The organism is Neorhizobium sp. T7_12 (assembly GCF_002968535.1).
Lineage (GTDB): Bacteria > Pseudomonadota > Alphaproteobacteria > Rhizobiales > Rhizobiaceae > Neorhizobium > Neorhizobium tomejilense.
Map to the genome: position 1 here is coordinate 1,063,345 of NZ_PVBK01000001.1, position 12,966 is coordinate 1,076,310.

The 12,966-nt window shown below is 62.6% G+C and carries 11 protein-coding genes; 8 read left to right on the forward strand and 3 right to left on the reverse strand.

Annotated elements, in window-relative coordinates; translation table 11 throughout:
* Window positions 1-284 precede the first annotated feature (284 nt).
* From C5J26_RS05255 to recN, 7 genes are all read left to right on the forward strand, one after another.
* The gene (locus C5J26_RS05255; protein ID WP_105400779.1) at window positions 285-1,211 is read left to right on the forward strand and encodes a D-alanine--D-alanine ligase; all 927 of its coding nucleotides are present in this window, start codon (window positions 285-287) and stop codon (window positions 1,209-1,211) included.
* Window positions 1,199-2,131, forward strand: coding sequence for a cell division protein FtsQ/DivIB (locus C5J26_RS05260; RefSeq protein WP_105400780.1), 933 nt, complete (start codon window positions 1,199-1,201; stop codon window positions 2,129-2,131). The genes C5J26_RS05255 and C5J26_RS05260 overlap by 13 nt, the downstream gene beginning before the upstream one ends.
* Window positions 2,128-3,459, forward strand: a complete 1,332-nt coding sequence (ftsA, locus tag C5J26_RS05265; protein ID WP_046633535.1) for a cell division protein FtsA — start codon at window positions 2,128-2,130, stop codon at window positions 3,457-3,459. The genes C5J26_RS05260 and ftsA overlap by 4 nt, the downstream gene beginning before the upstream one ends.
* A gap of 87 nt (window positions 3,460-3,546) precedes the next feature.
* Window positions 3,547-5,322: a cell division protein FtsZ gene (gene ftsZ / locus C5J26_RS05270; protein ID WP_105400973.1), complete on the forward strand. Its 1,776-nt coding sequence runs from the start codon at window positions 3,547-3,549 to the stop codon at window positions 5,320-5,322.
* Between the two features lie 256 nt (window positions 5,323-5,578).
* Window positions 5,579-6,535, forward strand: a complete 957-nt coding sequence (gene lpxC, locus C5J26_RS05275) for a UDP-3-O-acyl-N-acetylglucosamine deacetylase (protein ID WP_105400781.1) — start codon at window positions 5,579-5,581, stop codon at window positions 6,533-6,535.
* 218 nt (window positions 6,536-6,753) lie between these two features.
* Entirely contained in the window at window positions 6,754-7,620 is an 867-nt protein-coding gene (locus C5J26_RS05280; protein ID WP_046626004.1) for an outer membrane protein assembly factor BamD, read from the forward strand.
* A 10-nt stretch (window positions 7,621-7,630) separates the two neighbouring features.
* Entirely contained in the window at window positions 7,631-9,304 is a 1,674-nt protein-coding gene (gene recN / locus C5J26_RS05285; RefSeq protein WP_105400783.1) for a DNA repair protein RecN, read from the forward strand.
* A 66-nt stretch (window positions 9,305-9,370) separates the two neighbouring features.
* On the opposite strand, the gene C5J26_RS05290 is transcribed toward recN, so the two are convergent.
* Window positions 9,371-9,709 (reverse strand): hypothetical protein, encoded by a 339-nt coding sequence (locus C5J26_RS05290; protein ID WP_105400784.1) that lies wholly within the window; start codon window positions 9,707-9,709, stop codon window positions 9,371-9,373.
* Window positions 9,696-10,034: a DUF6516 family protein gene (locus tag C5J26_RS05295; RefSeq protein ID WP_371681886.1), complete on the reverse strand. Its 339-nt coding sequence runs from the start codon at window positions 10,032-10,034 to the stop codon at window positions 9,696-9,698. The genes C5J26_RS05290 and C5J26_RS05295 overlap by 14 nt, the downstream gene beginning before the upstream one ends.
* Window positions 10,035-10,139: 105 nt before the next feature.
* Between C5J26_RS05295 and ligA the strand changes: the two genes are divergently transcribed.
* The gene (gene ligA, locus C5J26_RS05300; RefSeq protein WP_105400785.1) at window positions 10,140-12,296 is read left to right on the forward strand and encodes an NAD-dependent DNA ligase LigA; all 2,157 of its coding nucleotides are present in this window, start codon (window positions 10,140-10,142) and stop codon (window positions 12,294-12,296) included.
* 23 nt (window positions 12,297-12,319) lie between these two features.
* On the opposite strand, the gene C5J26_RS05305 is transcribed toward ligA, so the two are convergent.
* The gene (locus tag C5J26_RS05305; RefSeq protein ID WP_105400786.1) at window positions 12,320-12,859 is read right to left on the reverse strand and encodes a GNAT family N-acetyltransferase; all 540 of its coding nucleotides are present in this window, start codon (window positions 12,857-12,859) and stop codon (window positions 12,320-12,322) included.
* Between the last annotated feature and the right edge of the window lie 107 nt (window positions 12,860-12,966).

The following is a 12,966-nucleotide window of genomic DNA, read 5'->3' on the forward strand; positions in this document are numbered from 1 at the left end:
TTTCCGTGCCCCGAACTCTCGGGGACCGCCCTCCGATTCGAAAGGCTCAATCGTCCTTTTATTGCCGTTCCGAATGTTGCCGCAAACTGGGCGTTAACATCCAGCGATTCGATTTTTCCTTTGTTTTCATGCTTTTGGCTACCCGGGTTAATCAAGGTAAACGGTTTGTTAACTATATTCGGGCACTAATGCAGGCATGCCTAACGTCCGGCGAGAATCGTCAGAGAACAGGTTGGCGCAAGCGCCGTACTAGAGAGTGTAGTCCTTTTTGGCGGGAGTGATTGATGAGTGACAAGCACGTGGCTGTTTTGATGGGAGGATTTTCCTCCGAGCGGCCTGTTAGCCTGTCCTCGGGCGCTGCCTGTGCGGATGCTCTTGAAGGCGAAGGCTATCGCGTCACCCGCGTCGATGTCGGCCGGGATGTCGCGGCCGTTCTCTCGGAGCTTCGGCCGGACGTAGCCTTCAATGCCTTGCACGGGCCTTTCGGTGAGGACGGAACGATCCAGGGCATTCTCGAATACCTCGAAATTCCCTACACCCATTCCGGCGTGCTTGCCTCGGCGCTCGCTATGGACAAACATCAGGCCAAGCACGTCGCCAAGGCATCCGGCATTCCCGTCGCCGAAGCCAAGGCCATGAGCCGCTTCGATATCGGTAACGCTCATCCGATAAAGCCGCCCTATGTGGTGAAGCCGGTTCGCGAAGGGTCGTCCTTCGGTGTTGTGATCGTCCAGGAAAATCAGTCGCATCCGCCGCAGATCATCGGCTCGGCCGAGTGGCGCTACGGGGATCGTGTCCTGGTCGAGCGCTATATCTATGGCCGCGAACTCACCTGCGGTGTGATGGGCGACGTGGCGCTTGGCGTCACCGAAGTGGTGCCTCTCAGCCACGCCTTTTACGATTACGATGCGAAATATGCGGAGGGTGGTTCGAAACACGTCATCCCGGCGCAAATTTCACCGAATATTTACCAAAAGATTCAAACACTAGCGCTCAAGGCGCATCAGGCGATGGGCTGCCGTGGCGTCAGTCGCTCCGACTTTCGCTACGACGACCGCTTCTCCGAGAACGGCGAGGTTATCTGGCTGGAAATCAACACGCAGCCGGGCATGACCCCGACATCACTGGTGCCCGAAATGGCCGGCCATGCCGGTCATTCATTTGGTGAACTCGTCCGTTGGATGGTGGAGGACGCTACGTGTTTGCGTTGATCGGCAGAAAAGCGGGTGGACCGCGAGGCCGTTCTCAGGCTCATTATCTCGGTGCCGAAGAGCGCCGGGTCCTTCCGCGCCCGCTTCGCCGGGTGTTCCGTTTCTGCGCCAGCCTCGCCACCGGCCGCATCCACATCCCGCCCCATACCGGAACCCTTTCCGCTCTCGGCTTCTTTGCCGCGGTCGGTCTCTATGGCATGTCGCTCGGCGGTCATGGCCAGGCGGTCGCGCAGGCGACCACGGCGGCTGTCGGCTTTGCGATCGAGGATGTGCGCGTCTCGGGCAATGACCAGACTTCCGAAATCGACATTCTGCAGCTTCTTGGCCTCGACGGCACGACCTCGCTGGTCGCTCTCGACATCGATTCCGCCCGCCGCAAGCTCTCGGTGCTTCCCTGGGTCCAGTATGCGGAAGTCCGCAAGATCTACCCGAAGACGATCGAGGTGATGCTGAAGGAACGTCAGGCCTTCGGCATCTGGCAGCACGGCGCCGAACTCTCGCTGATCGAAAAGAACGGCAGCGTGATCGCGCCGCTGCGTGACAACAAGTTTGCCTCGCTGCCGCTCTTCGTCGGCCGCGATGCCGAGACGGCCGCATCCTCCTTCGAGGACGCCATGGCCGGCTGGCCGGAGCTGAAAAATCGCGTGAAGGCCTATGTCCGCATTGCCGGTCGCCGCTGGGATCTGCATCTCGACAACGGCGTCGTGCTGAAGCTGCCGGAAGCCAACGTCGCCAAGGCGCTGCGCGTGCTCGCACGGCTCGAAAAGGAGCAGGGCTTGCTGGAGCGCGATGTCGCCGCCGTCGATCTGAGGCTTGAGGATCGCACCACCATTCAGCTCACTCCCGGTGCCTTGGATCGCCGCAGAGAGGCGCTCGATGCGCGGACAAAGGCCTTGAAGAAACTGGGAGAGCAGTCTTGAGCGTATTCGGTTCTTCCCATTTTGGTCTGCCGCGCATGAAGCCGCTGTCTTCCAAGCGCAGCCACGTCGTTTCGGTCCTCGATATCGGCTCCACCAAGGTGGTCTGCATGATCGCCCGGCTGACGCCGCGCCAGGAAAGCCAGGTTCTGCCCGGCCGTACCCACAATATCGAGATCATCGGCATCGGCCACCAGCGCTCGCGCGGTGTGAAGTCCGGCGTGATCGGCGATCTGGATGCCGCGGAAAGCGTCGTCCGCCTCGCGGTCGATGCCGCCGAGCGTATGGCGGGACTTACCGTCGACAGCCTGATCGTCAACGTCTCTGCCGGCCGCATCACCAGCGACGTCTATACGGCGACGATCGATCTTGGTGGCCAGGAAGTGGAAGAGGCCGATCTCAAGAAGGTGCTGGTGGCGGCAAGCCAGCAGTCGCTGCGCCAGGATCGCGCCATCCTGCACTCGCTTCCAACCGGTTTCTCGCTCGACGGCGAACGCGGCATCCGTGATCCGCTGGCGATGTTCGGCGATACGCTTGGTGTCGACATGCATGTCGTGGCAGCTGAGCGGGCCACGCTGAAGAACCTCGAACTCTGCGTCAACCGTGCGCATCTGTCGGTCGAAGGCATGGTCGCGACGCCCTATGCGAGCGGCCTTGCGGCCCTCGTCGACGACGAAGTCGAGCTCGGCTGCGCTGCGATCGACATGGGCGGCGGCACGACGACGATCTCGGTCTTTGCCGAGGGCAAGCTCGTTCATACGGATGCGATCAGCCTTGGCGGTCATCATGTGACCACCGACCTTGCCCGCGGCCTTTCGACCCGCATCGAGGATGCCGAGCGCATGAAGGTCGTGCACGGTTCGGCGCTCGCCAACGGTGGCGACGAGCGGGATGTGATCTCGGTTCCGCCGATCGGCGAGGACGATCGCGATCAGCCGACCCAGGTGCCGCGCTCGCTGGTCACCCGCATCGTGCAGGCGCGCATCGAAGAGACGCTCGAGCTCATCCGCGACCGCATCCAGAAGTCGGGTTTCAGCCCGATCGTCGGCAAGCGTGTGGTGCTGACGGGTGGTGCCAGCCAGCTTACCGGCCTTTCGGAAACGGCGCGCCGCATCCTGGCGCGCAATGTCCGCATCGGCCGTCCGATGGGCGTCTCCGGCCTGCCGACGGCAGCCAAGGGACCGGCCTTTTCGACGGCAGTCGGGCTGATGATCTATCCGCAGGTCGCGGATCTCGAAACACACGCCTCGCAGAGCGGCCTGATGGCCACGCTGGGAAGCGGCAATGGCAGGCTGGCCCGCGTGGGCCAGTGGTTGAAGGAAAGTTTTTGATGCGAGGGGCTTCGGCCCGCGTATCGGAGAAGAGTTGCAATGAATTGGCCGGCGGCGATGCGGCCAGCAAAAGAAGGAACTGGTGCAATGACCATCAAGCTGCAAAAGCCTGATATCACCGAGTTGAAGCCTCGGATTACCGTGTTTGGCGTCGGTGGCGGCGGCGGTAACGCCGTCAACAACATGATCACAGCCGGCCTCGAAGGCGTCGATTTCGTCGTCGCCAATACCGATGCCCAGGCGCTGACTATGACCAAGGCCGAACGCATCATCCAGATGGGCGCTCGGGTCACTGAAGGTCTCGGCGCCGGTTCGCAGCCGGAAGTCGGCCGCGCCGCCGCGGAAGAATGCCTCGACGAGATCGTCGATCATCTGCATGGCACGCACATGTGCTTCGTCACCGCCGGCATGGGCGGCGGCACCGGCACGGGTGCAGCGCCGGTCGTCGCCCAGGCCGCCCGCTCCAAGGGCATCCTGACCGTCGGCGTCGTCACCAAGCCGTTCCATTTCGAAGGCCAGCGCCGCATGCGGCTTGCCGAATCCGGCATCCAGGAACTGCAGAAGTCTGTCGACACGCTGATCGTCATTCCGAACCAGAACCTCTTCCGCATCGCCAATGACAAGACGACCTTCGCCGATGCGTTCGCAATGGCCGACCAGGTTCTCTATTCCGGTGTCGCCTGCATCACCGACCTGATGGTCAAGGAAGGCCTGATCAACCTCGACTTCGCCGACGTCCGCTCGGTCATGCGCGAGATGGGTCGCGCGATGATGGGTACCGGCGAAGCATCCGGCCCGGGCCGCGCCATGCAGGCCGCAGAAGCCGCGATCGCCAACCCGCTGCTCGACGAGACCTCGATGAAGGGCGCTCAGGGGCTGCTGATCTCGATCACCGGCGGCCGTGACCTGACGCTGTTCGAAGTCGACGAAGCTGCGACCCGCATTCGTGAGGAAGTCGATCCGGATGCGAATATCATCCTCGGCGCAACCTTCGACGAAGCGCTCGAAGGCCTGATCCGCGTATCGGTCGTGGCGACTGGTATCGATCGCGCCGCCGGCGCCGTCGACATCCGCGCCGCCGAAATGCGCGCCGCTGCCAAGCCGATCATCCGCCCGTCGGCTGCCATTGCTCCGGCGCCTGTTGCTGCTCAGCCGGCTCCGGTCATGCAGGCAGCCCCGGCTCCGAAGCCGGTCATCGATCCGATCGCCGAGACGATCCGCATGGCGGAAGCCGAAATGGAACGCGAACTCGCAATCGCTGAACCGCAGCACCAGCATGCGGCACCTCAGCCGGTCGCTCCGCAGCCGGTCATGCATCAGCAGGAAGAGTTCCGCCCGCAGAGCCGCATCTTCGCAGCTGCTCCGGCCGAAGCACCGGCCCCGGTCATGAGCCGCCCGGCTCCGGCCCCGCAGCCGGCCCCGGTTCATCATCACGCGCAGCAGCCCGCTCCGGCGGTGAGCCAGCCGGCTCCGCGTCCGGCGCAGCCGGTCTACCGCGAGCCGATGTCGCAGGTGGTCGAACCGGTTCGCATGCCGAAGGTCGAGGATTTCCCGCCGGTCGTGAAGGCCGAAATGGATCGTCGCGCCCAGCCGGTGAGCCATGTGCAGGAAGAACGCGGCCCGATGGGTCTCCTGAAGAGGATCACCAACTCGCTTGGCCGCCGCGAAGAGGAAGAGCCTGCTCACATCGAGCCGGCCGCACCGGCTCCGGCCCCGCAGCAGCGTCGTCCGCTGTCGGCCGAAGCAAGCCTCTATGCGCCGCGCCGCGGCAATCTCGACGATCATGGACGTGCGGTTCCGCAGGCCCATCACGAGGAAGATCAGCTCGAAATTCCGGCCTTCCTGCGCCGCCAGTCGAACTGAGTTAAAGACGGTCACGAAACGTGAAGAAGGCCCGGATCACGCATCCGGGCCTTCGCTCGTTTTATCAATCAAGACGTAGAGTTAACAACGTAACAATCCGAAATGAACAGTGATTTGGATTGTGCCGGATGGCTGCGTATGAAAGACGCTAAGACACGCCGACAGAGATCGACCGATTCAGGCGATCGGTCCGGCAGGCGTTAAGAATATCGGATCCTTTTTGCTTTACGGATCCGGCGAAAAGAAGGCAGCAGGAATGACTATCGGACTGTTCGGTTTCCAGACCACCATCGCCTCCCCGGTAACCCTGAAGGGCATTGGCGTTCATTCCGGAGCCCCCGTCAGCCTTACTTTTCAGCCTGCCGAAGCTGGCACCGGCGTAATCTTCACGCGTCTTCTGGACGACGGCAGCTCGGTCGAATATCGGGCCGTTTCCTCCCAGGTCGGCAATACCGATCTCTGCACCGTTCTCGGTACGTCGCTTTCCCGCTCCGTCGCAACGATCGAACATGTGATGGCGGCGCTCTACGCGCTCGGCGTCGACAATATCATGGTCGAAGTCGACAGCGGCGAGATGCCGATCATGGACGGCAGCTCCTATCCGTTCATCGAAGCGATCGAGCAGGCCGGCATCGTCAATCTCGGCATCAAGCGCCGCTACATCCGTGTCCTGAAGCCGGTCCGCATCGACTCCGGCGCTTCGTGGTCGGAGTTCCGCCCCTATGACGGCACCCGTTTCGAAGTCGAGATCGATTTCTCTTCGCCGCTGATCGGCCGCCAGAGCTGGAAGGGCGACCTGACCGCCGAGACCTTCAAGCAGGAACTCTCCCGTGCCCGCACCTTCGGCTTCATGCGCGACGTGGAACGTCTCTGGGCCGCCGGTTATGCACTCGGTTCCTCGCTCGAAAATTCGGTGGTCATCTCCGACGACGACACGATCGTCAATGTCGAGGGCCTTCGTTACAAGGACGAATTCGTCCGCCACAAGACGCTCGATGCCGTCGGCGACCTGGCGCTTGCCGGCGCCCAGTTCATCGGCTGCTACCGCTCCTATCGCGGCGGCCACAAGATGAATGCCAATGCGCTGAAGGCGCTGATGAGCGACCCGACGGCTTACGAGGTCGTCGAGGCTCCGTCGTCGCGTGCGGCCCGCGTGCGGGCAGGGGAGTTCGTACCGGTCAACGTGCCGGAACTTGCATCCTGGTTTGCCTGATAAAGTTGACCCAGTCGACTCGGCCGCTTCTCCGGAAGCGGCCTTTTTCTTTTTGAGGGACAGGGTTCCGATTTCACCTTGAATTGCCGTATTGCGGCGGCGTGCCACAAAAATGCATTAATGCCACAGCATTGCGTTGCTCTCCCTTTGCTTTTATGGCTAGAACGGCCTGCTTGGGCAGCGGGCTTTTCAGGCGCGGGACGATCAGGAATTCTCGAATGAACCATGTAAGGTCTGTTGGAATGCGTAAGACGGCAAGAGTAGCGCTTGTGTCGCTGGTGCTGGCCGGCGCCGGCTTTGGCATGACCGCCTGCCAGTCGGATCCCGATATCGACATCACCAAGCTCGGTCTCGAAACGGATGCGCCGGAGACGCTCTACAATCAGGGTCTCGCCAACATGAAGGCCGGCAACCTTGCCGAAGCGGGCCGCAAGTTCGATTCGATCGACCGCCAGAATCCCTTCACCGAATGGGGCCGCAAGGCGCTCGTCATGAGCACGTTCACCAAGTACCGGCTCGGCCGCAACGACGAGGCTGTGGCCACCGGCAACCGCTACATGAGCCAGTACCCGCAATCGCAGGATTCGGCCTATGTCCAGTATCTCGTCGGCCTCGCGTACTCCAAGCAGATCGCCGACGTGACCCAGGACCAGCGCGCTGCGGTGCGCACCATCGATGCGATGAACAAGGTCGTGACCAATTATCCGACCTCGGAATATGTCGAGGATGCGCAGGCGAAGATCCGCTTCGCGCGCGACCAGCTCGCCGGCAAGGAAATGCAGATCGGCCGCTATTATCTGGAGCGCAAGGAATATCTTGCAGCGATCCAGCGCTTCCGCAACGTGGTCGAGCAGTACCCCAACACCAATCAGGTGGAAGAGGCGCTGGCACGCCTGACCGAGGCCTACTATGCGATGGGCATCACGGAAGAGGCGCAGACCGCTGCCGCTGTCCTCGGGCGCAATTATCCCGACAGCCAGTGGTATGCGGACTCCTTCAAGCTGCTGAAGGGCAACGGCGTCGAACCGCGCGAGAATCGCGGTTCGTGGATTTCCCGCGCCGGGGCCAAGCTGATCGGCGCTTAAGGTCTGAGACATGCTGATCCAGTTATCGATCCGCGATATCGTTCTGATCGAGCGGCTGGATCTTGCCTTCGAGACCGGCCTTTCCGTGCTGACCGGCGAAACCGGCGCCGGCAAATCGATCCTTCTCGACAGTCTTTCGCTGGCGCTCGGCGGTCGCGGTGACGGCGACCTGGTGCGCCATGGCGAGGACAAGGGCCAGGTGACGGCCGTCTTCGACGTGTCCGGCAGCCACGGCGCCCGAAAACTCCTGCGCGACAACGGCATCGACGACGACGGCGACCTGATCTTCCGCCGCATCCAGTCGGCCGACGGGCGCACCCGTGCTTCCATCAACGACCAGCCGGTCAGCGTGCAGCTGATGCGCCAGGCCGGCCAGCTTCTGGTCGAGATCCACGGACAGCACGACGACCGGGCGCTGATCGATACCGACGCCCACCGCACGCTGCTCGACGCCTTTACGGGCCTCGGCGACGAGGTACTGCAGCTTTCCGGCCTTTATCGCTCCTGGAAGGACGCGGATCGGGCCTTCAAGATCCATCGCGCCAAGGTCGAGGCCGCGGCCCGCGAAGCCGATTATATCCGTGCCTCGGTGGAAGAGCTCGAAGCGCTCTCGCCGCGCGACGGCGAGGAGGACGAGCTCGCCGAGCAGCGCTCGCGGATGCAGAAGTCCGAACGCATCGCCGGCGACATTTCCGAAGCCTCCGAATTCCTCAATGGCAATGCATCGCCCGTGCCGCTGATCGCCTCGCTGGTGCGGCGCCTGGAGCGCAAGAGCCACGAGGCGCCGGGCCTGCTCGAAGAGACTGTCGAGCTTCTCGACCAGGCGCTCAACTACCTCTCCAATGCCCAGATGGAAGTCGAGGCGGCGCTGCGGCGCACCGAGTTCGATCCGCGCGAACTGGAGCGGGTCGAGGAGCGGCTGTTTGCGCTCCGGGCCGCCGGGCGCAAATATTCGATCCCGGTCGCCGACCTGCCGGCGCTTGCCGAAAAGATGATATCGGACCTTGCCGATCTCGATGCCGGCGAGGAGAAGCTCGCCGAGCTGGAAAAGCTGACCGCCGCTGCCAAGGCCGCCTACGATCAAGCCGCCGCCATCCTGTCCGAGAAGCGCCGGCATGGCGCCGAGGCGCTGGCCGAAGCCGTGATGGCCGAGCTGCCGGCGCTGAAGCTCGAACGGGCTCGTTTCATGGTCGATGTGGCGAGCGATCAGGAAGCGGCGAGCGCCGAAGGCATCGATACGGTCGAGTTCCACGTCCAGACCAATCCCGGCACCCGCCCGGGCCCGATCATGAAGGTCGCTTCGGGCGGCGAGCTGTCGCGTTTCCTTCTGGCGCTCAAGGTGGCGCTCGCCGATCGCGGCTCGGCTCCGACGCTGGTCTTCGACGAAATCGATACCGGTGTCGGCGGTGCCGTCGCCGATGCGATCGGCCAGCGGCTGAAACGGCTGTCGGACAAGGTGCAGGTGCTCTCCGTCACCCATGCACCGCAGGTGGCCGCGCGTGCCGCAACCCATCTGCTGATCTCCAAGGGACCGGCCGGCGAGGGCACCGACAAGATCGCCACCCGCGTCGCCACCATGGAGCCGGAACACCGCACCGAAGAGATCGCCCGCATGCTCGCCGGCGCATCGGTGACCGACGAGGCGAGGGCGGCGGCCAAGCGGCTGCTGGCAGGCAACGGCTGACCGGAATGTAATCCCGTCGGCGTACCGACCTCCCGCTGCTTTCCAATGAAAAAGCGCGTCCGGGGTTTAAGCTGCCTTCGAGATATCCGAAATGTCGATATGGACGTCGGCATAGGGAAATATGACGCCGTCTTCAGCCCTATCGAGAAGCCCGATCTTAATCAGTGTTGCAATGTCGGCATGAACGGGGCGGAAGTCGCGTTTTACGAGCCGGGACACTTCCCGCATCGTCATGCCGCCCTTGTCTTTCATGGCCGCCAAAATCGCAACCCGGTTGGGGGTCAGGGCTGTGTGCAGGGCTTCCCATGTCGGGAAGCTGTAGATCGGCTCTCCGAGATGTCGGCCGGCTTCGAAGTCGGCGATGATGTCATCTTGCGATGCAATATTGATTCTAAGAGTTTTCATCGGCCTCCATCCTTTCGACTTCTGCGAAGAAATCCCGCAACAAAGTCGATACGTTTCGAAACGAATACGGTGCCTCGACGGCACCGATATGCCTGTGATCTCCCTTTCCAGCCTCGTTGTCGTATCGCATGACGCAAACGTCATCGACCACATAGGCCAGCCGATATTTGTAATTGTGTGCGCTGCCTTTGAGCGGTGCCGGCACTTCGAAAACAGAGAGATCCACGAATGATCGTAGCGTGCGTTCCTGCCGTCTTTTCAACAGGAGTTTTGCGTTTGCCATGATGACCTCAATAGCATCAACTGGTGATGACTTCAATAGCATCACCAGTCTCCAACGTTTCTTGGCGCCTTGCGATGGGTGATCCTCTTCCCCTTGGGGAAATTTGCGCTACAAAACGACTCCTCGCTACCCGAGGAGTAGACCCGCATGCCCGCCGAACAGACGCCCGTCGAAAACCTGACCGAAGAACAGGCCGCAGCCGAACTGGCCTATCTGGCGGCGGAGATTGCCCGCAATGACGAGCTCTATCACGGCCATGACGCGCCGCAGATTTCGGATGCGGATTACGACGCGCTGAAACGGCGGAACGATGCGATCGAAAAGCGGTTCCCGCAGCTTATCCGCGCCGACAGCCCATCGATCCGGGTCGGCGCGGCACCCTTGCCGACGTTTGCGGCGATCACCCATTCGCGGCCGATGCTGTCGCTCGACAACACCTTCTCGGACGATGACGTGCGCGACTTCGTCTCTTCCGTCTACCGTTTCCTCGGCCAGCTGCCGGACGGCTCGATCGCGTTTACCGCCGAGCCGAAGATCGACGGGCTTTCCATGTCGATCCGCTACGAGAACGGCCGGCTGGTGAATGCCGCCACTCGCGGCGACGGTACGACCGGCGAGAACGTCACCGAGAACATCAAGACCATCAAGGAAATCCCCAATCGCCTGCCCGCGGGCGCGCCCGATGTCGTCGAGGTGCGCGGCGAGGTCTATATGACGAAAAGCGACTTCCTGGCACTTAACGAGAAGATGGCGGCGGAAGGCAGGCAGACCTATGTCAACCCGCGCAACACGGCGGCCGGGTCGCTGCGCCAGCTCGACGCCAAGGTGACCGCCAGCCGCAACCTGAAATTCTTCGCCTATGCCTGGGGCGAGATGTCCGAAATGCCGGCCGACACCCAGATGGGCATGGTCGAAAAGTTCAGGGAATGGGGTTTTCCGGTCAATCCGCTGATGAAGCGCCTGCACGCGGTTGAGGATATCATCGCCCATTACAAGGATATCGGGCTCAAGCGCCCGGATCTCGACTACGAGATCGACGGCGTCGTCTACAAGGTGGACAGGCTCGATCTGCAGGCCCGGCTCGGCTTTCGCTCTCGTTCGCCCCGCTGGGCGACGGCGCATAAATTCCCGGCGGAACAGGCCTTTACCCATGTGGAACGGATCGACATCCAGGTCGGCCGCACCGGCGCGCTGACGCCGGTCGCGCGGCTGACGCCGGTCACCGTCGGCGGCGTGGTCGTCACCAATGCGACGCTCCACAACGAGGACTATATCAAGGGCTTGGGCAATTCCGGCGAGCCGATCCGCGAGCTCGACCACGATATCCGCGTCGGCGACACCGTCATCGTCCAGCGGGCAGGGGATGTCATCCCGCAGGTGCTCGACGTGGTGATGGAGAAACGTCCTCAGGAAGCGGTGCCTTACGAATTCCCGAAGCGCTGCCCGGTCTGCGACAGCCATGCGGTGCGTGAGCGCAACGAAAAGACCGGCAAGCTCGATTCGGTCACCCGCTGCACCGGCGGTTTCGTCTGCCGGGCGCAGGCGACCGAGCACCTCAAGCATTTCGTGTCGCGCAACGCCTTCGATATCGAAGGCCTCGGCTCAAAGCAGATCGATTTCTTCTTCGAGGCGGAAGACGACGCGCTGAAGATCCGCACCGCGCCGGATATTTTCACGCTGAAGCGGCGGCAGGAGGGATCGACGCTTACCAAGCTCGAAAATATCGAGGGCTTCGGAAAAGTCAGCGTCAAGAAACTGTTCGATGCGATCGACGAGCGGCGCGAGATCGCCCTGCACCGCTTCATCTACGCGCTCGGCATCCGCCACGTGGGCGAGACCACCGCCAAGCTGCTGGCGCGCGCCTACGGCACCTACGAGGCGTTTGCGAAGGCCATGGACGATGCGGCCGAGCTTTCCGGCGACGCCTGGGACGATCTCAACAATATCGAGGGCATCGGCGAGGTGATGGCGCGTGCCATCGTCGAGTTCTTCAAGGAGCCGCGCAATGTCGAGGTCATCACCCGGCTTCGCGAAGAGGTGACGCCGCAGGCCGCCGAAAAGCCGGTCGCCTCGAACAGCCCGATCGCCGGCAAGACGGTGGTCTTCACCGGATCGCTCGAGAAATTCACCCGCGACGAGGCCAAGGCGAGGGCGGAAAGCCTTGGCGCCAAGGTGGCCGGCTCGGTCTCCAAGAAGACCGACTATGTGGTCGCCGGCCCGGGCGCCGGCTCCAAGCTCGACAAGGCGAGGGAACTCGGCGTCCAGGTGATGGACGAGGACGAATGGCTCGCCTTTATCGCGTGATGGCCTTCATCGGGTGATGAAGGTCACACCCTGAGCCGCGCCATCGAATAGGCATCGACATATTCGCCGTTGCGGAAGGCGAATTGTTTGAGATGGCCTTCGACCTCGAAGCCGAATTTCCGGTAGAGCGCGATGGCTGCCTCGTTGTCGGTGTAGACAGTCAGTTCGACGCGCTTCAGGTCCAGCCATCGGTCGGCGATGGCAAGGATTTCGCCGATCAGGGCGCGGCCGATCCCGCGGCCCGTATAGGCGTCGTGGACGCCCATGCCGATACTTCCGGCGTGGGCCCGGCGATTTGCATAACGGGTCATGCCGACATCGCCGACGATCCTGTCCTTGAGGACCGCGACCAGCGAGATGAAATTGGCGGATTGGTTCTCGATGCCCTTGCGGATTTCCTCCGGGCTGTGGTGCGGCGTTCTCAGGGTGCCCCGGCGGTAACCGGGCATATTGTGCAAGGCGGTAATGGCCGGCGCATCCGCCGGAGTGCGGGCGCGGATCGACAGGCCTTCGGGCCATCGCGCATCGGGGTCTAAAGGCGGCGGGATATCGAACTCAGTCATGCTTGCTCTCCTTGGTCTTCGCCGAGGCAGAGCGGAAACACCGAACCCTGCCATATTCGGCAGGGTTGGTGGACGGATGACCGGTTAACGCGCCAAGACCGCCACGC